We start from the raw sequence: 21,622 nt of genomic DNA, 5'->3' as shown, positions 1-21,622 counted from the left end.
ATGCACTTAGCGTTTTAACTGATGAACTTGGGATCCCCCTGAGCATCGGCATCAGCGCTAAACCGGGGAATTTTTATCCAGCCGTTGTGGGGAGATTACGTCCAGCACTCACAGGTGCGCACCAAGGTGCCGCCCATGTCGTTGGTCTGGGCGCCAAAGATATGCTCGACCCGCGAACGCACCTTGGATTTTGTCCGGTTGCTTTTCTTGGCCTGCTCGGTCAGCGGCTTGCCGCGCTGACCCTTGCGCTGGATGTGGCTCTTGAGCTTGCGCGCCTGCAGCTTGGCTTCAGTTTCTTCCGACCTATAGGCTGAATCCGCCCAGACACCGGAGCCGGTGTTGCCCTGCATCAGCAAGTGATCCAGCGCCTGGCTATCGTGCTGCGCCGCATCGCTGACGTGATAGCGCCGCACCAGTTTGTGCTTGCGATCGATATTGACGTGGTTCTTGTAGCCGTAATGGTTCTTGCCTTGCTTTTGGGTCCAGCGCGCATCGGTGTCCTTCTGCGATCGCATGGCCGGCTTGTCCGCCCAACCCTCGGGCAGATCACCATTCTTGATTGCTGCATTCTCGTCCCGGGTATTGTGGTTGCGCGGCACCGGCACGATCGAGGCGTCGAGAATCTGGCCACCCCGCGCGATATATCCCTGCCGTGCCAGGTAGCCGTCGAACTGCTTGAACAGCGCTTCGACCATGCCAGCCTGGGCCCAGAGCTTCGCGATAGAGCCAGACCGTCTTGGCGTCGGGCACACGATCCTGCAGCCCGAGCCCGAGAAACCGCATGAAGGACAACCGGTCGCGCACCTGATATTCAATCTGGTCGTCGGAGAGGTTGTAGAGCGCGCTCAACACCAGGGTTTTGAACATCAGCACGGCGTCCATGCGCTTACGGCCCGCCCGCGACTTGCGCTCTGCATCGGGCTTGCGCCAGACCCGCTCAAGCACGGGACGAAACTCCTCCCAAGGCACCACGGCATTGATCTCGACCAGCGGATCCTTCTTGGCGTCCAGGCTCGCGTAGCGGTCTGAAAGATCGAAGAAACCCATCTGCGTCATCGTCAAATCCCAAGCCCTTCGATGCTCCCGCGTTCATACCGCCGCAGCAATGGCAGGGCAATTTTTCGAGGTGCCCTCAATACAGGACTTAACAAGATACAAGGAACGTTTACTTCAAACCGAAATCACGGCTTGCAGGGTCCCTATCTTCGATCGCGGATTCCGGAACTTCGGGCTTCACCCAAGCTGTCATCATTTCATAAAAAATTCCCAACAGGATTGGCCCTAAAAACAATCCTATCATTCCATAGGTTACGGTGCCACCAATCACCCCAAGCAGGATCAACAGAATGGGCGTGGTAAGCCCACGAGCCATGAGCACGGGTTTCAGGACGTTGTCTATGATGGGGATGGGTATCAGCAGAATCGTCAGCAACAATGCCGGTCCTGTGTCCTTTGTTAACCAAGCCCAAATGATGAGAGGCAGGACCACAGGTACAGGCCCGACCTGGATGATACAAAAGATCAGTACAGCGAAGGCGATTGCACCGGCTGCCGGGATGCCAAATACGCTTAGGATCAGGCCGGCGAGGAGAGCCTGAAGCAAGGCCACACCGATGACACCACGCGATATGTTGCGGATTGTCGCACCTGTAAGGTCGACAAATTCCGCTCCGCGTTCGTCTGCAATTCGACGAGCATATGACTTAATGGCGTTGGCCAGACCCGGCCCGGGTATAAACAGAAATCCCGCTACAATCACGGAAACTGCAAAGCCCAGCATACCGAATCCGACACCCGCGATCTTGCCAACAATCCCACTGGCCGTTTGCAGAAGAGGGGGCCCGAACCGTGCTATGGCAGCCTCGAGATTGTTGGAAGCGAGATTCCACGCGTCGTAAACACGGCTACCAATCAATGGCCAATCTTGCACGGATATCGGGGGCCGTGGCACAGCCACTGTCTGGTTCTCAAAGAGATCGACCAAACCCAGGGTGGTCTCGGCAAGATTGACCGTGACAGCCCCAAGCGGGACGACGATGACAAGAACGCCCACCAATGTAATTAGGGCTGCCGCCAACCCACCGTGCCCACGCAGAAGCTTCTTCAGTGCGGTAAAGATCGGATAAAGAGCGACCGCGAGTATGGTGGCCCAGATGATCATGATGATAAAGGGGGCGATCAATGTAAAAGACAAATAGCATAATGAGCCGATGATGGTCAGCCGGATCACCAGGTCAGTGACCGCCCGGTCAAACGATTTAACTTTCCTGGTGTTGTCAGCCGCGGCCGCAATATGATCGTCTGCCATTCCCCCACTCCCCTCTGGTGTGAACACCCTTGATGTCCGTTTTTTCGGACCGCGCAATAAAACCGCGCGCCTTTGGTTTCGACTTCCGCGTTTGGATGAGACGTGTCAGATTTCTAGCTGTGCGATCTATTATCCAATGATTGCATATGGAGGAACAATATGTCGATCATCGATTCATACCTCGCGCTTGTTGCACGCTGGCGGTGGAGTCTTTTGCTCTCCTTACTGATCGGGTCATTTGTGCTTGAGGCGCTCTTGGCGGAAACAGGTGCCGCCCGGCTTCTGGGATCGACGCTATTCATATTGGTATTCGGCGGGGCGCTATACGCTGGACGCACCAGCACCTGGGCAGTACGCGTGGCGATAGTGCTGTTGCTGGCGTTGTTTGTCTTGCAATTGCTTAATTTCTATAAAGTGGTCTCCGTGGATGGTCTTCTTACAGCCCTGATTCTGTTGGTTGTCCTCGGTGCGCTCGCCGCGACTTTCGCCGAGCTTGTGGGAAACCGTGAGTCAAGTGCCGACAACCTCGTCGGTGCAATCTTCGGCTTCTTCGTAATTGCTGCAGCCTGCGCCCTGCTATTTCGCCAACTTGAGACATCTTATCCAGGATCATTCCGACTGCCGGAGGGGGGGGATAATGACGTTCAATTGCTTTATTTCAGCTTAGTGACAATGACGACTGTCGGCTATGGCGACATTACCCCTTCAACGCCTATTGCTCAAATTTGCACGGCTCTTGAGGGAGCACTTGGCACCTTCTACGTCGCTATCCTGATTGGCCGGATTGTCGGACAATTCACGCCAGGATTGGGGCGTTCGGAAACTTCGTCGATGGAACGCGCGCTGCCCGGTGTGGCAGGGGCACAGCTGGAAAGAGGGGCGGCGCAACAAACCGGCCAGGCGTCGGACTGAGCACATTACTCGCGGCGCTGTGATCCCATTTGTGTAGAGCGGAACGACCAAGTTTTTCGGTCATCTCCGATGTGTTTCGGGGGCCGCGGGAATGCTGACCGCCAGCCAAGAGTTGAAAGGATCAGCTCTCTTGCCCAAACTGCATAGACCACGCCAATGATCGAATAGAGACACCACTCCAACGTCTTCGACAGGGTGTTTCCCTCCGCGGTACCAATGAGAACCCAGACCAGCGGAATGGCCAGCGCAACTGCACCTTGATTGCGCCCCGCGAAGGCGCGCGGAACTACGAGCAGGCCAAGGAATGCCATAGACAGTAATGCGGCGCCGGGCTGGGGCCACAAAGTATACAGCACCGAGAATGCGACCGCCACAGCTCCCGCAAGAATCGCAGAGAGCACGCTCTCTGCCCCGGTTTCTCGGGCATCGCGACGGCTGAGTGAGGTCAGGACAATGGCTATCGTGAAGAGAACCCGCATCGCTGAGCTGAGGCTGAACGTGAGGAGCATCGAAAAAACCGGCAGCATCACCAGCGCGGCTACGGCAGCGTTGCGTGTCCGGTCCAGCGGATCTTCCGGCCCAGGCGGCTGGGGTGCAGCCCGTTCGGCGACGCTACGCTCCGGGAACAAGGCAAAAGCAAGGTAGAGGCCAGAAAATGCCATCACGCCATTCACCGCGAACGCTCCGGCGAGAGCTTCGCCAGCCAGTTCGGATTCGCCGGTGGCCATCGGGAGCATAATGGCAAAAGTCTGCAACAGCACACCGAAAATGGCCATCTTCGGCACAGACTGCAACCGGAAGGCATGGAATAGTACCAAAACGACAAATCCAACCATAAGATAGGGATATTGGCTCAACACGTCCGAAATGCCCGCAAATGCGAGCGGCAGCAGTGTCATCGACAGCGTCAGGACGAGGACAACCGCGAATGGTGGCGGTGTTCGCATTTTCAAGGTGAAAGTGGAAAATAGCATCGCCGAAACAAAAGGTAGCGGCGTGCCTGCTACAACTCCTAATCCGTAGACGAATGGTGTCACCAGCGCCACCCGCAACACCTGTTGAGTGTGGTTGGGATCAGTAAACATAGGAGATCAGCGCGCGGGCACGGATCACAATCTCCCAGAGCGGCCGCAGCCAGGTAGCCTTGTCAGTATACACCATCACCATCGCCTGCGAGCCCAACCGCACATTGGGCGGCCATTTGTCCGGCGGATCGAACTGGAGGCGGACACCAAAGCGCTGTGGCTCGGCGAGCCAATTTTGCTGGGGCGGTGTGTCAACCAACCCACCGGGGCTCGCCGTCTGGTTAACCGTCATGATGCCACCGGAGAAAGACACGATTTTGGCCGGCCAAATCTGGCCCGGCAGAACGTCGAGCACAATATGCGCTCTGTCGCCAACCTTCATGTTAGCAAGCTGATTCTCGCGATAATACGCCATGACCCACGCCCCCTGCAGGTCGATCATCGTCATGACCGGCTGTCCGGCATTGACTGTTTCACCCGGCCCGAGGCTGAAATTGGTAACGCGGCCCCGGGTCAGAGCGACGACCTGCGTCTGGCTTAGGTTGAACTGAGCGGTTTCCAGCGCTGCCTGTGCAGAGCGAAGTTGGGGGTTGTCCACTCCAGCCGGCCCCAGTGCCTCCTCGGCACGACGAAGGTCTGCCTCGGATGCCGCAAGCGTGGCTTCCCCCGTGGCAACTTCCGCAGTCGCCTCGTCGCCCCGAGCCTCAGGAGTTACGCCGCGCGTTACCAATGCCAAAGTGCGCTCCGCCTGGGCACGGTTGTTTGTCAGCACCGCATTCGCTTCGGCGACGCGCGCTTGTGCCGCGGCGACTTCTGCGGTCGACGCTCCAATGGATTGTCCCACTTGGGCCAGATCGGCCGCTGCCGCCTCTACCGCCAGCCGGAAGGGGGTCGGATCGATTTCATAAAGCAGCGTGCCGGCCTCGACGACCTCATTGTCGCTAACCGCAACCCGCAGCAGTTCACCAGACACCCTAGAGGAGATCGGTAGCACCAGTCCCTCGACCGTACCGATGGACGTGACCGGCGCGGTCCGGTCGCTGGCAATCTGCAGCGTCAGCAAAAACAACAGGGCTAATGCAACGATAATCGTCCATCGCCGCACCGGATCACGTGGCGCCTTGGCTTCTCCAGGGGGGTGGTCGTGGGGACTACTGCTCTCGGCCATTTTGCTCCCTCTCGATCAACTCCGCAACAGCAGGATCAGCCTAAAAGTCTTTGATAATGTAGCCACGCCTTGACAGCAGAAATGTAGCAGTGTGCGTTCGTGACAATCCACGCCGCCGACTGATAACTCGGAGGTTAGCATCTTCGAAACCGTCCGTCGTCCAGTGATTTTAGAGTTGGTTCTCTGATTTCGGCCTTCTCAAGAACTGGTCTGAAACGTCCATCCGGGGTAGCGTCCGGGGTCATGGTTCTCTCCGAGGTCGGGTGTGAATCGCCTCATGATGGAGTTCGGCGGTGGATCGTCTCGAATGTCGCAGCTGGGTCGCTATGCCCAAACCACCTCTGCGGTATCGATCCTGCCTCCGTCCCGTCGGGACCTGTCAGCCAGACCTCTTCGCGGCCAAGTATTTTGGTTGCTCAGACGACGGCAGCCTTCGTCCAGTTGAAGTCCGTGTCGGTGTCAAGCGACCGGTTTCCAGCCGCACGTCTGCGGCAGGGAGCTTACGCCCGGCTTCGGCCGGGAACATCCCGATCGGCACGCGTCGGGCGAGGGAAATCAGTTCGCCAAAGGGCGCTGGACATCGCCCTGCCCTTCTCGGGCCTCTGGCCACGAGAGAAGATGCAGGCAGCTAAGGGGTTCGCGCATGAAGAAGACCGATTCTAGCATCAAAAACCGGTCTTCGCCAAAGTCTCCGGCCCTCAGACCCGGGCTTGCTTCTCCACGTAGCTTTCGGTGTCCGTGATCGTCGCATTGGCGAAGCCCAGTGCCGACATCATCGCCGCATGGACCGACACGGCCGGGACGGTCACGCCTTCATGCTCCAGATCGCGCGTCGCACAGGCATCCTGCACCGCCGTGGTCTTGTAGCCGTGATCGCTCGCGGCGCGTGCGGCTGCGTCGATGCACATGTGGCTCATGGCGCCGACAACAACCACATCCTCGATCCCGTCCTTGTCCAGGATGTCTTTGAGCTCGGTCTTGAGGAAGGGGTTGGGAAAATTCTTCACCACCACGGTCTCGCCTTCGCGCGGCGAGACGGCCGCGTTGATTTTAATCCCCTTGGAATCGGGCGTGAAAAACGGCGCGCGGCGACTTGATCGACCTATTGGCAATATCGACATTCTTCGTGGTAATAGTGACACATGGGCGCAGAGCAAACCGAAGTCGGCATCTTGTGCTATCCCGGCGCACAGTACGCCGCCGTCCTCGCGATGACGAATATGTTCGAGGTATCGAACCGCTTTAAGCCGCTCGGCACTGAACCGGACAAGCACGGCATCACCGTCAGCCATTGGCAGATCGCTCGCGGGGATGGTTCGCCGGTTCGCATCCTTGGCGCCACCGGTCACACGGGACCCGACGTGCTGATCATTCCGCCATGCCTAGGCGGCTTTCCCTCTGCCGAACTGGCCATGCCCTACATCGCCTGGCTGCGCAACTTGCATTCCGCGGGCTGCATAATCGCCTCGGTCTGCGCCGGTGTGTTCATTCTGGCCGAGACCGGGCTTCTGGATGGCAAGGCCACCACCACGCTGGGTGCTGGAAGACCCCTTCCGGGCCCGCTTTCCAAAAGTGCTGACCGATCTGGATCGCTTGCTGATCGATGGCGGCCAGATCCTGACCGCTGGCGGCGTGATGTCTTGGACGGACCTGTGCCGGCGGCTGGTTGAACGTCTGCGCGGGGCCGACGTCATGACCGAGACCGCGCGTTTCCTGCTGGTCGACCCGCGCGGCCGCGAGCAGCGATATTACAGCCTGTTCTCGCCGCGCCTGGGTCATGGCGACACGGCGGTTCTTGCCGTGCAGCGTTGGCTTCAGGAGACCGAGGGCAAGGACCTGTCGCTGGAAACGCTGACTGCCAAGGCAGGGCTGGAGCGCCGCGCCTTCCTGCGCCGCTTTCGCAAGGCGACGGGCATGACGACATCGGACTACGGTCAAAGGCTGCGGATCAGCAAGGCTTGCGAGTTGCTGCAGTTCAGCAGCAGTCCCATCGACCGCATCGCCTGGCAGGCCGGCTATGCCGATGCCGGAGCCTTCCGCTCGGTCTTTGCCCGCTTCGTCGGCCTGACCCCCGGCGAATATCGCCGGCGCTTTGGCGTGCAGTCATAAGGTGGTTGCCGGTCTGGGCGCAGACCACACCCGGTGCCGACCCGCATTCGCGCGTCACGCGATCTGGCCAAGGAAGTTCTGCAACCGTTCGTTCCTGGGATCGTCGAAGAATGCGGCGGGAGCGTTCTCTTCGACGATGACGCCCTTGTCCATGAAGATGACCCGGTCGGCGACGGCCCGCGCGAAGTCCATTTCGTGGGTGACGCAAAGCATTGTCATCCCCTCACGCGCGAGGTCGATCATGGTATCGAGAACCTCCTTGACCATTTCCGGATCCAGCGCCGAGGTCGGTTCGTCAAACAGCATGATGCGGGGCTTCATGCAGAGCGCCCGCGCAATCGCCACACGCTGCTGTTGGCCACCGGAAAGCTGAGCAGGATATTTCTCGGCCTGTTCAGGTATACGTACCCGTTCAAGGAGTTTCCGAGCGGTCGCCTCGGCATCGGCCCGTGGCGTCTTGCGGGTTTTCATCGGCGCGAGGATGCAGTTCTCGAGCACGGTCATGTGCGGAAACAGATTGAAGTTCTGGAAGACCATGCCGACATCCTGCCGGACCTTCGCCACATTCTCGCCGCCTGCCGTCAGCTCGACGCCGTCCACCGTGATCGTCCCGGCCTGGATCGTCTCGAGCTGGTTGATCGTACGGATCAGCGTCGACTTTCCAGAGCCGGAGGGGCCGCAAATGACGATGCGCTCGCCACGCGCAACCGTCAGGTCAATGTCGACCAAGGCATGGAATGCGCCGTAATATTTGTTGACGCCGCGCATGATGATGGCGTGTTCAGACATGGTCCGGCTCCGAAAAAGGGGCCCGACCACGTCGGGTCGGGCTGCAAGAGGTCATTCGGCGGTCTTCACGAATTCAGGCAGCGGGCCGCCGAGCCATTTCTCGTGTACTTTGTCGAGCATCCCGTCCGACTTGGCCTGTGCGACGAAAGCGTTGATCTTGTCCAGAAGCGCGTCAGAACCCGGCGCGACGGCGATGCCCTGCACCTGGCTCGACAAGTCGAACTTCTTGTCGAAGCGATCGCCCGCAGCGGCATTGACCTGCGACATCACGACGTTCGAGGCGCCGATCAGCTTCACCTGCCCCGACATCAGCGCCTGCACCGCGCTGGCGTCGTCGTCAAAGCGGCGGATATCCGCGTCGGCTGGTGCGACTTTCGTCACGCCGGTGTCCTGGGTCGAGGCACGGGTGACCGCAATGCCCTGCCCTGAAAGTCCGGCCGCGTCCGCAAGCGCGGTCGCCTTGTCGCCATAAACCGCGATGCTGATCCCTGCATAGGGCTTCGAGAAGTTGACCTTTTCGGCGCGTTCCTTGGTGATCCCCAGAGAGGCGACAAGGACATCGACCTGCCCCGACAGCAGGTAAGGGATGCGGTTCGGACCGGTCACCGGCACGATCTCTGTCTTGACGCCCAGATATTCGCCAAGCGCTTTTGCCACATCCGCGTCATAACCATCGGGCTTGCCCGCGGTGTCCAGCACGCCGAAGGGCGGAAAATCGACCAGCATCCCGATCTTGACCGTTCCGGCGGTTTCGATCGCGGCAAGATCGGCGGCAAGCGCGGAGCCAGCCAGTCCGGCTGCCAGGGCGCTGGCGGCAAGGGTGGCAAATAGGCGGCGGTTCAGTTTCATGGTTTTCCTCCTCTGTGGTCAGCGCGTGATTGCCCGGCGCATGCGGGTTTCCATTCGCCGGGCCAGCAACGACAGCGGCCAGCACAGCGCGAAATACAGCACCGCGACCGTGCCAAAGACCAGGAACGGCTTGAAGGTCGCATTGTTGACGATCTGGCCGGCACGCGTCAGCTCGGTGAAACCGATGATCGACGCCAGCGAGGTGCCCTTGATCAGTTGCACCAGAAACCCGACGGTCGGCGCCGTCGCCACGCGCATCGCCTGCGGCAGGATCACGTATCTCATTCGGTCGGCATAGCTAAGGGAGAGCGCCGTCGCGGCCTCGGTCTGCCCGGAAGGCACGGCCTCGATCGAACCGCGCCAGATCTCGCCCAGATATGCGCTGGCATGGAAGGTCAGCGCCACGGCGGCGGCAAGCAGTGGATTGATGGGAAGGCCGACGACAGCAAGCCCGAAATAGACCAGAAACAGCTGCATCAGCAGCGGCGTGCCCTGAAACACCTGGATAAAGCCCGTCGCAAACCACCGTAACCCCTTGCGCTGCGATGTGCGGGCCAGCGCAATGGCCATGCCACCCAGCGCGCCTCCGGCAAAGGCAATGGCGGACAGGATCAGCGTCCAGCGCACGGCCATGACGATGAAGAGGACATCAGCGGATGAAAAAACGCGGATCATCTAGCGACTCGCCGGATAAGAAAACACGGCGCGTCGGATCATCGCAAAGACCGCCGAAAAACCTGCCGCCAGCAAGAAATACATGACGGTCAGGACCAGATAGACCTCAAAACTGGCAAAAGTCTTGGCATTCAGGTCCGCGCCCGCCGAAGCGAGGTCATTGGCCGAGATCACCGAAACCACGCTGGACGTCAGCATCAGATAGATGAACTGGCTTGTCAGCGCCGGGTAGATGTTGCGCAAGGCGGGCTTCAGAACGACATGGCGCAGGATCTGCACGGGGCTGAGCGCCAGTGCCCGACCGGCCTCGATCTGGCCCTGGGGAATGGATTCTATTCCCGCCCGGATGATCTCGGTTCCGTAGGCCCCGACATTCACGACGAGCGCAACCAGGGCAGCCGTGTTCGGTGACATCGCGATCCCGATCGCGGGCAGTCCGAAGAAGATGAAGAAGATCTGAATCAGGAACGGCGTGTTCCGGATCACCTCGACATAGAGATCGACCAGCCAGCGCAATGGCCGGATACCCGAGGTCTTTGCCACGGCACCGAGCACCGAAACAATCAGCCCGAGGACCATCGCCATCAGCGACAGGCGGACCGTCAGCCATGCCCCGTGCAGGAGCATGTCGAGGTTCTCGAATATAGGCTGGAAGTTGAAGTGATACATCTGCCCTCCCCTGCGGATGTCGCGTCTCTTCCCAATTAGAACGATCTAAATTGCAAGAACTGGACAAGTCAATTGATTTCCTTGCCGCTACTTTCACGGATCATCAGCTGCCCCGAGACGATGCAGCGCTGGATCGCAGCCTTGCCATCGGCCATGCGCCGGACAAGAAGCCGGGCCGCCATCTGGCCGATGCGTTCGGGCATCATCGCCACGCTGGTGAGCGTCGGATAAAGCAGTTCGGCCATCGGCAGGTCGTCGAGCCCGACAACCGCGATATCCCTGCCCGGAACCTTTCCGACCTGGCGCAGCCCGGCCATAAAACCGGCCGCCAGCACGTCATTGAAGCAAAGAACCGCCGTCGGCCGATCCGGCAATTCCAGAACCCGTGCGGCGGATTGCGCGGCGGCTTCCCAGGTCAGTGCGGTTTCGACGATTCCGCTATTTTCTGCACCAGTCTCGATCAGCGATTGAGCCCAACCCCGCAAGCGTTGCTCGCGCGCCGAAGTTTGCGCGCTCACCGAAAGAAAGGCAATGCGGCGATGGCCGAATGAAACCAGGTGCCGCATCGCGAGCGTGACGCCGTCGATGTAATCGCCGCCCGCGAAATCCGTCACCCCGTCGCCAACCTCGCGCAGCGACTGCACCACCGGCAGGTCCCATTGCCGCAAGCGCCCAAGCAGTCCCGGATCGGTGTCCTGCGTAGGACAGAGGATGACACCGTCGACCCCATGCCCACGAAAACGATGCAGGATCGCATCCTGTCGGGCCGGATCATCCTGACTGTTTGCCAGAAGAACCACGCGCTCTCCCTCACCCATTACCTGCTCGACGCCCGACAGAAATTCGGTGAAGAACGAGTTGACGAGGTTCGGAACAACGACCCCGATCGTACGGCTGCTCTTGTCGCGCAGCCGTGCCGCGCCAAGATCGCGGACGTAATCAAGCTCGGCCATCACCTTTTCGACCCGCACACGGGTGGCATCGGCAACCAGCGGCGACTTGCGAACGACGAGCGATACTGTGGCCCGCGAGACCCCCGCCACCCGTGCGACGTCCTGAAGCGTGATCTTGCCCTGCATACTGCGCTCCGTCGTGTTGGTCGGCTAAATCTGGGCTTAGGCCATGGGGAGAGCAAGGCCTTCCGCCGCGAGCTCGACGGCCTCAACTTTGCCCCACCCCACCCGGACCTGACAATCCAACGATAGCTAGTAAATTCCACTTGAATCCGCTATTTTCAATAATATTGCGGATAACTTTCAGGTTGCATAGCATACTCAATAAATCTCGATAAGTCCCGCTTATCGCGCATTTCAATCAGCGCTGGTGAAATCCGTTCCACCGACTAGATATGTGACTGTGTTGGCAAATCATCGCACGGAAAAAGGTAGGGGCCCAAATCGTCACCGCAACCAATCCGCCACCATCTAGGAGAGATTGAACTTTGAGAGAGGGAATGCTGGTGATGAACACCGGCCTATCCGAAGCGGATTATGCATCGATCGGGCGCGTGGTGGCAAACTTCTCCCTGCTGGAGCATGAGATATTGCTGGCTTGCTACTCCCTCATTGAGTGTGAAGTTGGCAATGCAGAGGATAACATCGATGCGCTCTACATGAGGTATGAGCCCATCGTCTCGGGCGCATTCAAAAAAAGATCAGAGCAGTTTGTGAAATTGATACAACCTCACTGCACCGAGAGATTTGTGAAAAAACTCACAAAGATCCTCTCCCACACTCAGAGGTTCCGAGATCACTTCGCCCACGGCGTCTGGATGGCCGGGCAAGATGGAAAGATCGAATGCGGGTTTTTCTCAAGAAAAGGCATGGCTGAGGGATATCCGGAGGATAGAACGATCATGACGCGATCGGACCTAGATAGCCTTGCGTCTCTGGTTGCATCCACTCTCATGGACGTTCGTCGCCTTGAACGGTTAATAACATCCGCCCCCTTTGGACCCACAGAGCGGATTGACTTTGCGTCCGGCGAACGTTGATCAAATGTAAGAAAAGAAACCGGATTGGTGCCGCCGCTTCGCGGCCCTGGACCTTTTACAAGGATGATCGTGTGAGTATCCTCGAAATCTGCGCAGTAATCTGCACGGCACTTCTGGCGCTCATATATCTGATGCTGCGCAAACTCTTTCAGATCATCGAACACGAGCGAACATTCGGCATCGGCAACAGACTGCATTATGCGGTGGATGGGATCATCTCACTTGTGGGGACAGAAAGCGTGACGAGTAATGTTGGCGGCACGGGATGGATGAAGGAAGTCACCGACAGGCTCGACTCCTTAGATTTCCGCCTAGAGACCATTGGAGAGCACGCGGAACACTTGATCCCCTCGCGAGGGGAAGTGGAGCCATACGAGCTTTGGCAAGCCAAACAAGATCAAACAAGCTGACTACGACACCGCGCAGTTTGCGGATGAGAGAGACGCCCCGGCTATCATGGTTGCTGAAGCTCCCGGATTCACGCCCACAGCCGCTTGTTCTGCCCCCATTGCACTCGCTGCTCATCAAGCCTTCGGTCGCGGGCCTCGCGCAGCCGCAACACCTGCCGCTCCGCCTCTGCCCGTCCGCGCTCTGCCGCCTCGATGCGGCTTTCGGGCACGGCGCATGTGCAATGCTCAGGACCATAGACCGCAGCACCGACGCACATTGGGACCAGCGCCTCGCCATCGCCGTCGCGATACCAATGGCAGCGATCAGCCATCACCCCGCCACCTCAGCCAGAACGTCTCGATGAAATCATTGCTCCTTTTGTCGCTCACTCCCGATAACCCGGCATTGTCGGCGGTCACTTTACGCCCTTCGCGCTGGCGAGGTCGGCGCGGCCAAGCCGCTCGATTTCAGCAATCATGAGTGCGGTCGCCTTGACCATATTGCGGCGATGCATGGTCGGTTTTCGCCAATGTTCTGCCACGGCCATGTCAGATGATAGGGCTGCTCAACGATGCGATTGGTGGCAGATAGAGCATAAATGGCACCAGCTGCTGCAAGCTCGCCTTAGGTCTGCTGAACATCATGCTCGCGCGTCCAGCCCTCCGACGAGGGCTGGCGCTGACGCTCGGCCAGAACATCGCCCCAGGCTTTCGGAGCATTGACCATGGTCAGCGTTTTATTGAGGTCACTCATGCTCTTTTTCTCAGGTGACATAATGGGCCTAGCGACAGGCATGCACGCGTGTGGCGAGTGATCGAGGATGACCCCATCGCCTTCCGCGCCTCCCTCGCCGGCCTTGTCGCTTTCATTGGTCTTGCCAAGGCATAGTCCATTGCGGCGGCGGGAAACGTATCAGCTTCACCCCAGACACAGCCAAAATCAGTCTTCGTCGTCGGAGAACCCGCTCAGAAATCGTGCGGCTGATCTATGGTCGACAATACCGTCCCAATCGCCGGTTCGGATGGCGGGTTCGCGCTGACCATCCGCCGTCTTCGCCCTCCTCCCCCCACTGATTGCAGCACATAACACCCGTTCCCGAGAGTTCGCGCTTTATGCCGCAGCCGCGGAATCGCGGAGAAGTTGTGGGGCTCTGCAATCGTGGCGGCGCCCGCGTCGAAATTCTGGAAATGCCGGCCTTACTTCGTTTCGGCATCCCGCTCGGGACACCCGTTGGGCTGGGCGCGTTACAGCAGGGGTGCTGATGCAAGTGCCGAGAATCGATCAGATACCTCTGTCGCATTCCGCAAGCTCTTACCGAGAGGTAGCCCCCTTCCCTGAAACTAAGAAGCCTACGAGCAGGAAAGGCTCCGGCACGCCCCCAATATCAACTCAACTAATTGTTTTTATGATACTATATTAGCTTAGCGGCGCCGCAGTGCAAGCTAACGGCAACATGCCAAAGTGCGAAATTATCTAACCTACGAAAAGGCTTGTCAGAATCGTATCTTCCTGCCATTTCTTTGTAAGAACGTAAAAACGCAAAAACTCTCCATTACGCGTTCACACGACAGAAAGCCCGGAGAACAGGGTATGAGGCGACAGTATGAACGAGCAGCTGATGCGCATTGATCAGAAGATTCAGGCGATGGCTACCCGCCTAAGTCGTTCGCTCGACTCTAACATGCGTCGTTCCTTCTTACCCGACTCATCGAAAGATCTCCGGCGATTCAGCGCAGCTGAGGCGGCGGATCTCATTGGCGTTTCTCTAGATCATCTGCGCAAGCAGTTCTTCAATGACAAGGTTGAGATCCAAGTCGAAACCGACAGCCGCGGGCGTCGCTTGTTCACTGCAGAGCAAGTTAACCAGACGCGCCATATCATCGCTCAGGACAGCCGAGCCAAGAAGTTCCAGTATCTCGTGCCTGGTCGGCGCCAGGGCGACAAGCTTCAGATCATTTCGGTTGCGAACTTCAAGGGCGGGGCCGGGAAAACCACGACAGCGATCCATCTGGCCCAGAAGCTTGCGTTGGACGGCTATCGCGTGCTGGCAATTGATCTAGACCCGCAGGGCAGCTTGACAACGATGTTTGGTCTTCGACCTGAGATCGAGTTTGCTGAAACCGGAACAGTATACGACGCCATCCGCTACGAGGATCCTGTTCCCTTCCGACAGATCGTTCGAGATACCTATTTTCACAATCTTGATCTGGCACCGGCCGGACTGCTGCTCTCAGAGTTCGAGACAGAGACCGCACACGCCCTCCGCCATAATCTGCAACCACCATTCTACCAGCGTCTGGCACTGTGCATTGCCGAGGTTGAGGCCGATTACGATGTCGTAGTCATTGACTGCCCACCGCAACTCGGCTTCATCACACTTTCTGCTTTGGTCGCCTCTACCGGCTTGCTCGTCACCGTGGTCCCGAGCATGCTTGATGTAGCCTCAATGGCGCAGTTCCTGCAACTCGCCTCGAGCCTCATGTCGACAATTGCCGACGTTGGGGCCGCTCCCGACTGGGACTTCATGAAGTTCCTTGTCACCCGCTTCGAGCCAAATGATGGCCCTCAGGCACAGATGGCAGGATTTCTGCGAACGATGTTTGGCGACGACGTGCTGACACAGACATTCCTCAAATCGTCGGCGGTTTCCGATGCAGGCTTGACCCAGCAGACACTTTACGAGGTGAACCGCAGCGACTTCACGCGCCAGACCTACGATCGAGCGATCGAATCCATCAACGGAGTCGTCGGGGAGATCGAGCGCCTCATTCAGGCTGCCTGGCTTCGGAAGGAGGCTTAATCATGGCCCGCAAGATTCAGTTCGAGATCGCGCAAGATAGCGAAAAAGAGACAGATGCTGCGCAAGCTTTCTCCGCCGATCCAACGTCCAAAGCCCCTTCCCTTTCAGCGATGGCCAAATCCCTTCACGCGGCGGCGGCTGCGAGCATTCGCGAAATTGACCCTCGTCTCATCGAGGAATCTCAGTTTCAGGATCGTATTCCAGACGACGACCTGGAGGTTGCCGACCTTGCCGCGAGCATCCATGCCCAAGGGCAATTGATTCCAATTCTGGTGAGCCCGATCGCCGGCGGCAGGTTCCGCATCATTTATGGACGACGTCGGCTCGCGGCCCTGCGCACACTCAATTTGCCGGCGAAAGCTCTCGTCCGCGATCTTGACGAAGATCAAGCGATCATTGCTCAGGGCCAGGAAAACACGTTTCGCAAGGATCTTAGCTGGATCGAGAAAGCGATGTTCGCGAGGCAACTGGTTGAAGCCGGAAAGCCCGACGAACTCATCTGCGACACCCTCAATATCGATCAGAAAGCACGCCGCGAAGGTGAAAAGCTCACCGGGCTTTCCCGGATGAAGCAGGTCATGAGCAAGCTCGATCATGCGCTCGTTGAAGCTGTGGGTCCCGCGCCGAAGGTGGGCCGAGATCGCTGGTACGGCCTAGCTCAACTAATTGATAAAAAAGGGTTTCCGCCCGGAAACCAAAGCCATTTATTGGCTGAAGTCGAAAAAGCTCGCGACGAAGGAATGTCCTCCGATGAGCGTTTTGATCGGCTCGAACAGGTCGTTAAAGACCACTCGAAAACCCAAGGCAAATCCACGAAGCCGATCATGGCCAGTGCGAACGCTTCAATGGTCGGAACAGTTCGGGCAAACGCGCGAAGCGCAACGATCACGGTGACCAGTGCAGCAGCTCGTCAACTTCACCTCTGGATCGCCGCCAACCCTGACGAAGCACTTCGGGCTCTAGTGGAAGCACAACAAAAATTCGAGCAGCAGCAGTAGAGGAGCACAAAGCAGAAAGGAAAAGGCCTCCCGAGAAGGATCCCGAGAGGCCCTGAAGCTAGAAAGGGCGCCAACCCTTTCTTCGCCGGATGTATAGCGGAACTCTAGCTCAGGGCTAACTTGACTGCAACATTGCGAAAGCGATGAACGAAGGAATTTTGGGTAACTTGTACCTAAAACGGCATACCTTTGCGGTTATGCTGATACTCCTTCTATGCTTTCACCATGGGACTTTCTTCGGAGAAAGGTTCCTGCCTGCGTGAAAAGCCATGCAGAAGCTAAATGATCGGTCAAAAGGTATCCCATTAGCCGCGTCTGCCACCGATCCTCGGTGGGCAGCGCTGAACGCAGTTCGCGAAGCACGACAACGCCTCGGGATCAAGGACCGTACCATTGCGGTTCTGCGAGGGCTTCTGACGTTTGTCCCGCTTGAAGTCTGGACTGGCAACCCGATGGTCCACGCCTCAAATGCAACGTTGCAAGAGCGTTGTGACGGTATGGATGAACGTACACTGCGTCGACATCTAGCCACACTTGTGGAGCTTGGCCTCCTGATCCGGCATCAAAGCCCAAACAAGAAGCGCTATGTCGTCCGCAACGAAGCTGGCGCGCCAGTTTTGACATATGGATTTGATCTGAGCCCTTTGCGTGAAGCCGTACCGGCGCTTATCGCTCTCGCGGAGGAACACAATGCAGAGTTGGTCCAAATCCGTGCGCTCAAGGCAGTCCTCCGCGATCGACTTTACCGTCTCGAGCACGACTGCCCCGATGCTCCCGAACAAGTCATTGTTGAATATCGCCGTCTGTTGCGCCGCGACTGCTCGGTCCAGTCCCTCGAGAATGCTATCGCGCTACTGAAGCAACGCCTGCCTGAGATCAGCAGCGCACCGCAACAGACAAGGATTTTGTCCGACAGCGACGGTCAGAATGACCGACATATTCAGAGTTCCAATAAAGAACATATAGAAAGAAGAACATGTGAGACCCAGCTGCCCACCGGCACGCCCCCTAGCCGCGTAGAGCTTTCAGTCGCTGACTGCACAAAGCTTGCACCAAACGCTTTAGAGTTTGCTTTGACAAAGCCTGAGACTTGGCCGGAGCTAATCGGACTTGCGGACCAACTCGGCCCATGCCTCGGAATCTCTCACTCGGTGCTAGAAAAATCCCGTGTGGTTCTTGGTGAGAAAGGTCGAGCCATCGCAGTCCTCGGTCTAACTCAAGCCTATCCTCAGATCAGGCAGCCAGATCGCTACCTCAACGCCCTTCTCACAAAGGCAAACTCTGGGATTCTCAATCTCAAACGGATGTTTCAGTCCCTCACGTCAACCCAGCGCCATCACCGGTTTCCGGCCGGAAACCATACATACGTCACAGCAATCGCTTAGAACCATAAGGTAACCCATTAGTGAAAGTCTCTGCTCGGAAACAGCTTCTTGGCCTGCTCGCGGGGATGCCGGGCGGCTGTTCGACTGCCAAGCCAGCCGGGCCGCAGATTCTCCCCTGCCCTTTCGGTTTCCGCGCCGATCTGGAGTTCTCGGCCGAGGATGCCAAGGCGCGGGGAAAGATCCTCGATATGTTCGGCGACGAGGTGGGTGACGGCACCTTCGCGCTCGATCCGGCCGGTGACGCGAAGCAGGCGGCCGGCGATGACCGGCTTGCGGAAGGCCTCGTAGACCGTTTTCCAGACGACGACATTGGCCACGCCGGTCTCGTCCTCGAGGGTCAGGAAGATGACGCCCGAGGCGGTGCCGGGGCGCTGGCGGGTGATGACGAGGCCGGTCACGACCACCCTGCCCCGCGCCTCCGTCAGCCGCGCATGCGGCAGGCTTTCCGGCAGGTTCGGGCGCAGGATCTCGAGCGGATGGGCACGAAGGGACAGGCGCAGCGCGAGGTAGTTCTCGATCACCTCCTGGCCCAGCGTCATCTGCGGCAGATCGACTTGCGGCTCCAGGCCCCCTTCCCCGTCGAGGCCGAACAGCGGCAAAGGCTTCGGCGCGCGCAGCGCCTTGGCCTGCCAGAGCGCCTCGCGGCGGTTCAGCCCGAAGCTTGCAAAGGCGTCCGCCTCGGCCAGCCGCTCGAGCGCGTCGGGATGGATCCCTGCCCTGCGCCAGAGGCTTTCGACATCGGGATAGCCATTGCCGCGCGCGGCACCGATCCATGCGGCGTCTTCCTCGCGCATCGACTTGATCTGCCGGAAACCCAGCCGCAGCGCCAGGCTGCCATCACTGCGCGGCTCCAGCGTGCAATCCCAATTTGAGTGATTGAGCGAGACCGGGCGGATCTCGACGCCGGGGTCCCGGGCATCGCGGACCAGTTGGGCGGGCGCGTAGAAGCCCATCGGCTGGGCGTTCAGCAGCGCGCAGGTAAATACCGCCGGATGGTGGCATTTGAGCCAGGCCGAGACATAGACCAAGCGCGCGAAGCTCGCCGCATGGCTCTCCGGGAAACCGCAGGAGCCAAAGCCCTCGATATGGGCAAAGCAGCGCGCCGCGAATTCCGCGTCATAGCCGCGCGCCAGCATGCCGCCGATGAAGCGGTCGCGGAAGGACCCGATCGTCCCCATCCGCTTGAAGGTGGCAAGCGAGCGGCGTAGCCGGTCCGCCTCGGCCGGCGAAAAACCCGCTGCGACAACGGCGATCTGCATCGTCTGCTCCTGGAACAGCGGCACGCCATAGGTGCGGCAGAGCACCTCCATCATCGCCGGGCCCAAGTCCTCGACCGGTTCCTTCTTTTGCCGGCGGTTGATGAAAGGATGAACCATGCCGCCCTGGATCGGGCCGGTTCGGACGATGGCGACCTCACAGACCAGATCGTAGAATTTGCGCGGCTGCATGCGCGGCATGAAATTCAGCTGGGCCCGGCCCTCGACCTGGAAGACCCCGATAGCATCGGCGCGGCAGAGCATGTCATAGATGCGCGGGTCCTCGGCCGGGATATTCGCCAAGGTCCAGTCCTCGCGGTGATGGTCCCTGATCAGCCCGAAAGCCTTGCGGATCGCGGTCAGCATCCCGAACGCCAGGATGTCGACCTTGAGAAGACCCAGCGCGTCGATATCGTCCTTGTCCCATTCGATGACGGTGCGATCCTCCATCGCCGCATTCTCGATCGGGAAAAGCTCGTCGAGGCGATGACGAAGCGGCCGACATGCCGGCTGAGATGGCGCGGAAAGCCGATGATCTCGGCGATCAACTGCGTGGCCAGCGCGACGCGGCGGTCGCCGGGATTGAGGCCCGCGTCGCGCAAGCGGTCCTCGTCCGGCGCCGCGGATGACCAGCTCCAGATCTGTCCGGCGAGCCGCGCGATCACGTCCTGGCTCAGGCCCATGACCTTGCCGACCTCGCGGATGGCGGCGCGCGAGCGGAAATGGATCACCACCGCGGTCAGCCCGGCGCGCTCGCGGGTGTAGCGGTCATAGATCCACTGGATGACCTCCTCGCGGCACTCATGTTCGAAATCGACGTCGATATCCGGCGGCTCGCCGCGTTCCTTGGAAATGAAGCGCTCAAAGATCAGGGTGATGGTTTCCGGCGGGACCTCGGTGATGCCCAAGAGGTAGCAGACCACCGAATTTGCCGCCGAGCCGCGGCCCTGGCACAGGATGCCTTGCGAGCGGGCATAGGTCACGATGTCATGCACGGTCAGGAAGTACGGCGCGTAATCGACCTCGCGGATCAGGCGCAATTCCTTTTCGACCCGCGTCACGATCTTCGGCGGCGCGCCCTTGGGATAGCGCCAGGCGAGGCCTTCGCGGGCGAGGCGCTCCAGCCGGTTCTGCGCCGGCTCGCCGTCCAGGGCCTCGTCAGGATACTGATAGCGCAGCTCGTCAAGGCGGAAGCTGCAGCGATTGGCTATCTCGGCACTGCGGCGGAGCGCGGCCGGGTAACGGTGGAACATGCGGGCCATCTCGGCCCCGGACTTCAACCGGCGTTCACCATTGGCGAGGCGGTTCTCGCCGAGATTGTCGATGGTGCAGCCGAGCCGCAGGCAGGTCAGCACATCCGCGAGCGGCCGGCGGGCCGAGCGGTGCATCATCACCTCGCCGCAAGCGACCATGGGCAGGCCGGTCACCTGCGCCAGTTCCGCCAGCCGGTTGAAGCGCTCCTGATCCTGGCCATCATAGAAGGGGGCGGCACCGAGATGGCATTGCCCGGCAAAGGCCCGCGCGACCTGGCGCAGATCGGCCCTGTTCTGGTCCCGGGCGTCGGTGTCCAGGATATCCGGGGGCAGGGCGATCAGCACCATGCCCTGGCCCCAATCCAAGAGGTCCGCGCGGGTCAGGTGGCACTCGCCCTTGGGCGCGCGGCGCTTGCCCAAGGACAGCAGCCGCGTCAGTCGCGACCAGGCGGCAAGGTCGATCGGCAGGGCCAGCCATTCGACGGCGCTGTCCGTCAGCACAAGGCGCGCGCCGGGAATGAGCCGGGGCAGGGGCGTATCCACCGGGGATGACAGTCCCTCCAAAGGCGCTGCGGCGATCCGCTGGCGGCTGGAAGGATCGGTCACCTGCCGCGAGCGGATCTCGGGGCCTTCGCCCTGAGCCTCGTCACGTAGCCGCTGCAATTCCTTCAGCGCCGAGAAGGCTCGCACCACGCCCGCGACCGAATTGCGGTCGGTGATGGCAATGGCCGCAAGCCCCAGTTCGGCGGCGCGGGTGACCAGTTCCTCGGGATGCGAGGCGCCGCGCAGAAAGCTGAAATTCGAGGTCACGCAAAGCTCGGCATAATCCATCACAGGAAGGTCCCCTGGATCTGCCAGCCGGGCGCCATGGGCGTGTGAAAGAGCCAGAGCCGCGGCCCCTCGCAGGTCTCGATCCGCCAGTAGTCGCGCGTGCCGCTGCGCCAGGCCGGATCGTCCTGCCACCAGTCAGGCGTGATCCGTTCCGGTCCTGCGGCACGCAGCGTGGTAAACTTCATGCGCCGCCAGCGGAAGCGGGCGGGTGG

19 protein-coding genes and 3 pseudogenes are annotated in these 21,622 nt (G+C 59.6%); 8 read left to right on the top strand and 14 right to left on the bottom strand.

Annotated elements, in window-relative coordinates; all coding sequences use genetic code 11:
- Positions 1 to 113: 113 nt before the first annotated feature.
- Positions 114 to 1,056, bottom strand: a pseudogene (locus IB235_RS20025) (IS5 family transposase); the annotation flags it as partial.
- A 109-nt stretch (positions 1,057 to 1,165) separates the two neighbouring features.
- On the bottom strand, positions 1,166 to 2,308 hold the full coding sequence (locus IB235_RS20020) for an AI-2E family transporter (protein WP_192338230.1): 1,143 nt from the start codon (positions 2,306 to 2,308) through the stop codon (positions 1,166 to 1,168).
- A 159-nt stretch (positions 2,309 to 2,467) separates the two neighbouring features.
- Here IB235_RS20020 and IB235_RS20015 point away from each other — a divergent pair, with 159 nt between their 5' ends.
- The gene (locus tag IB235_RS20015) at positions 2,468 to 3,220 is read left to right on the top strand and encodes a potassium channel family protein (protein WP_192338229.1); all 753 of its coding nucleotides are present in this window, start codon (positions 2,468 to 2,470) and stop codon (positions 3,218 to 3,220) included.
- A 5-nt stretch (positions 3,221 to 3,225) separates the two neighbouring features.
- On the opposite strand, the gene IB235_RS20010 is transcribed toward IB235_RS20015, so the two are convergent.
- From IB235_RS20010 to IB235_RS20000, 3 genes are all read right to left on the bottom strand, one after another.
- Positions 3,226 to 4,305 carry a DUF2955 domain-containing protein gene (locus tag IB235_RS20010; RefSeq protein ID WP_192338228.1) on the bottom strand — a complete coding sequence of 360 codons (1,080 nt, stop codon included), beginning with the start codon at positions 4,303 to 4,305 and terminating at the stop codon, positions 3,226 to 3,228.
- Positions 4,295 to 5,413 carry an HlyD family secretion protein gene (locus IB235_RS20005; RefSeq protein ID WP_192338227.1) on the bottom strand — a complete coding sequence of 373 codons (1,119 nt, stop codon included), beginning with the start codon at positions 5,411 to 5,413 and terminating at the stop codon, positions 4,295 to 4,297. Before IB235_RS20005 ends, IB235_RS20010 begins: the two co-directional genes overlap by 11 nt.
- 698 nt (positions 5,414 to 6,111) lie before the next feature.
- Positions 6,112 to 6,705 (bottom strand): isochorismatase family protein, encoded by a 594-nt coding sequence (locus IB235_RS20000; protein ID WP_225612494.1) that lies wholly within the window; start codon positions 6,703 to 6,705, stop codon positions 6,112 to 6,114.
- Here IB235_RS20000 and IB235_RS25940 point away from each other — a divergent pair.
- Positions 6,625 to 6,885, top strand: a pseudogene (locus tag IB235_RS25940) (hypothetical protein); the annotation flags it as partial. The gene IB235_RS20000 and the pseudogene IB235_RS25940 sit on opposite strands and share 81 nt — an antisense overlap.
- 40 nt (positions 6,886 to 6,925) lie before the next feature.
- Positions 6,926 to 7,522 carry a GlxA family transcriptional regulator gene (locus IB235_RS25290; RefSeq protein WP_225612493.1) on the top strand — a complete coding sequence of 199 codons (597 nt, stop codon included), beginning with the start codon at positions 6,926 to 6,928 and terminating at the stop codon, positions 7,520 to 7,522.
- A 54-nt stretch (positions 7,523 to 7,576) separates the two neighbouring features.
- Here IB235_RS25290 and IB235_RS19990 read toward each other — a convergent pair whose 3' ends face one another.
- The 5 genes from IB235_RS19990 to IB235_RS19970 form a co-directional block, all read right to left on the bottom strand.
- A complete protein-coding gene (locus tag IB235_RS19990) occupies positions 7,577 to 8,311 on the bottom strand; it encodes an amino acid ABC transporter ATP-binding protein (RefSeq protein WP_192338225.1) in 735 nt (244 codons plus the stop codon).
- Between the two features lie 51 nt (positions 8,312 to 8,362).
- Positions 8,363 to 9,160, bottom strand: coding sequence for a transporter substrate-binding domain-containing protein (locus tag IB235_RS19985; RefSeq protein ID WP_192338224.1), 798 nt, complete (start codon positions 9,158 to 9,160; stop codon positions 8,363 to 8,365).
- Positions 9,161 to 9,178: 18 nt separating this feature from the next.
- A complete protein-coding gene (locus IB235_RS19980) occupies positions 9,179 to 9,835 on the bottom strand; it encodes an amino acid ABC transporter permease (protein ID WP_192338223.1) in 657 nt (218 codons plus the stop codon).
- Positions 9,836 to 10,504, bottom strand: a complete 669-nt coding sequence (locus IB235_RS19975; protein ID WP_192338222.1) for an amino acid ABC transporter permease — start codon at positions 10,502 to 10,504, stop codon at positions 9,836 to 9,838.
- 68 nt (positions 10,505 to 10,572) lie between these two features.
- Complete coding sequence (locus IB235_RS19970) at positions 10,573 to 11,583, bottom strand: LacI family DNA-binding transcriptional regulator (RefSeq protein ID WP_192338221.1); 1,011 nt, start codon at positions 11,581 to 11,583, stop codon at positions 10,573 to 10,575.
- Positions 11,584 to 11,957: 374 nt separating this feature from the next.
- Here IB235_RS19970 and IB235_RS19965 point away from each other — a divergent pair, with 374 nt between their 5' ends.
- Together IB235_RS19965 and IB235_RS19960 are read left to right on the top strand one after the other, a co-directional pair.
- Positions 11,958 to 12,497, top strand: a complete 540-nt coding sequence (locus IB235_RS19965) for a hypothetical protein (protein ID WP_192338220.1) — start codon at positions 11,958 to 11,960, stop codon at positions 12,495 to 12,497.
- A gap of 71 nt (positions 12,498 to 12,568) precedes the next feature.
- Entirely contained in the window at positions 12,569 to 12,907 is a 339-nt protein-coding gene (locus IB235_RS19960) for a hypothetical protein (protein ID WP_192338219.1), read from the top strand.
- A 68-nt stretch (positions 12,908 to 12,975) separates the two neighbouring features.
- On the opposite strand, the gene IB235_RS19955 is transcribed toward IB235_RS19960, so the two are convergent.
- Positions 12,976 to 13,218: a hypothetical protein gene (locus tag IB235_RS19955; protein ID WP_192338218.1), complete on the bottom strand. Its 243-nt coding sequence runs from the start codon at positions 13,216 to 13,218 to the stop codon at positions 12,976 to 12,978.
- A 293-nt stretch (positions 13,219 to 13,511) separates the two neighbouring features.
- A complete protein-coding gene (locus IB235_RS25610; protein ID WP_255524394.1) occupies positions 13,512 to 13,640 on the bottom strand; it encodes a hypothetical protein in 129 nt (42 codons plus the stop codon).
- Between the two features lie 850 nt (positions 13,641 to 14,490).
- Between IB235_RS25610 and repA the strand changes: the two genes are divergently transcribed.
- The 3 genes from repA (at position 14,491) to repC (ending at position 18,070) form a co-directional block, all read left to right on the top strand.
- Positions 14,491 to 15,687, top strand: a complete 1,197-nt coding sequence (repA, locus tag IB235_RS19950; RefSeq protein WP_192338217.1) for a plasmid partitioning protein RepA — start codon at positions 14,491 to 14,493, stop codon at positions 15,685 to 15,687.
- Positions 15,688 to 15,689: 2 nt separating this feature from the next.
- Positions 15,690 to 16,685, top strand: a complete 996-nt coding sequence (gene repB / locus IB235_RS19945) for a plasmid partitioning protein RepB (RefSeq protein ID WP_192338216.1) — start codon at positions 15,690 to 15,692, stop codon at positions 16,683 to 16,685.
- A gap of 269 nt (positions 16,686 to 16,954) precedes the next feature.
- The gene (repC, locus tag IB235_RS19940; RefSeq protein WP_192338215.1) at positions 16,955 to 18,070 is read left to right on the top strand and encodes a plasmid replication protein RepC; all 1,116 of its coding nucleotides are present in this window, start codon (positions 16,955 to 16,957) and stop codon (positions 18,068 to 18,070) included.
- Between the two features lie 17 nt (positions 18,071 to 18,087).
- Here the strand turns inward: repC and IB235_RS19935 are convergent.
- Together IB235_RS19935 and IB235_RS25935 are read right to left on the bottom strand one after the other, a co-directional pair.
- A pseudogene (locus IB235_RS19935) lies at positions 18,088 to 21,410 on the bottom strand (error-prone DNA polymerase).
- The gene (locus IB235_RS25935) at positions 21,410 to 21,595 is read right to left on the bottom strand and encodes a hypothetical protein (RefSeq protein WP_343043153.1); all 186 of its coding nucleotides are present in this window, start codon (positions 21,593 to 21,595) and stop codon (positions 21,410 to 21,412) included. The pseudogene IB235_RS19935 and the gene IB235_RS25935 overlap by 1 nt, the downstream one beginning before the upstream one ends.
- Positions 21,596 to 21,622: the final 27 nt, after the last annotated feature.

The organism is Paracoccus sp. PAR01 (assembly GCF_014851995.1).
Taxonomy (GTDB): domain Bacteria; phylum Pseudomonadota; class Alphaproteobacteria; order Rhodobacterales; family Rhodobacteraceae; genus Paracoccus; species Paracoccus litorisediminis.
This window is presented reverse-complemented; position numbering and strand designations above follow the sequence as displayed.

Bases quoted from the DNA above. Each gene is read 5' to 3' on its own strand.
- IB235_RS20020 (WP_192338230.1), bottom strand. From the start codon at position 2,308: ATGGCAGACGATCATATTGCGGCCGCGGCTGACAACACCAGGAAAGTT.
- IB235_RS20015 (WP_192338229.1), top strand. From the start codon at position 2,468: ATGTCGATCATCGATTCATACCTCGCGCTTGTTGCACGCTGGCGGTGG.
- IB235_RS20010 (WP_192338228.1), bottom strand. From the start codon at position 4,305: ATGTTTACTGATCCCAACCACACTCAACAGGTGTTGCGGGTGGCGCTG.
- IB235_RS20005 (WP_192338227.1), bottom strand. From the start codon at position 5,413: ATGGCCGAGAGCAGTAGTCCCCACGACCACCCCCCTGGAGAAGCCAAG.
- IB235_RS20000 (WP_225612494.1), bottom strand. From the start codon at position 6,705: ATGGCTGACGGTGATGCCGTGCTTGTCCGGTTCAGTGCCGAGCGGCTT.
- IB235_RS25290 (WP_225612493.1), top strand. From the start codon at position 6,926: ATGGCAAGGCCACCACCACGCTGGGTGCTGGAAGACCCCTTCCGGGCC.
- IB235_RS19990 (WP_192338225.1), bottom strand. From the start codon at position 8,311: ATGTCTGAACACGCCATCATCATGCGCGGCGTCAACAAATATTACGGC.
- IB235_RS19985 (WP_192338224.1), bottom strand. From the start codon at position 9,160: ATGAAACTGAACCGCCGCCTATTTGCCACCCTTGCCGCCAGCGCCCTG.
- IB235_RS19980 (WP_192338223.1), bottom strand. From the start codon at position 9,835: ATGATCCGCGTTTTTTCATCCGCTGATGTCCTCTTCATCGTCATGGCC.
- IB235_RS19975 (WP_192338222.1), bottom strand. From the start codon at position 10,504: ATGTATCACTTCAACTTCCAGCCTATATTCGAGAACCTCGACATGCTC.
- IB235_RS19970 (WP_192338221.1), bottom strand. From the start codon at position 11,583: ATGCAGGGCAAGATCACGCTTCAGGACGTCGCACGGGTGGCGGGGGTC.
- IB235_RS19965 (WP_192338220.1), top strand. From the start codon at position 11,958: ATGCTGGTGATGAACACCGGCCTATCCGAAGCGGATTATGCATCGATC.
- IB235_RS19955 (WP_192338218.1), bottom strand. From the start codon at position 13,218: ATGGCTGATCGCTGCCATTGGTATCGCGACGGCGATGGCGAGGCGCTG.
- IB235_RS25610 (WP_255524394.1), bottom strand. From the start codon at position 13,640: ATGAGTGACCTCAATAAAACGCTGACCATGGTCAATGCTCCGAAAGCC.
- repA (WP_192338217.1), top strand. From the start codon at position 14,491: ATGAACGAGCAGCTGATGCGCATTGATCAGAAGATTCAGGCGATGGCT.
- repB (WP_192338216.1), top strand. From the start codon at position 15,690: ATGGCCCGCAAGATTCAGTTCGAGATCGCGCAAGATAGCGAAAAAGAG.
- repC (WP_192338215.1), top strand. From the start codon at position 16,955: ATGCAGAAGCTAAATGATCGGTCAAAAGGTATCCCATTAGCCGCGTCT.
- IB235_RS25935 (WP_343043153.1), bottom strand. From the start codon at position 21,595: ATGAAGTTTACCACGCTGCGTGCCGCAGGACCGGAACGGATCACGCCT.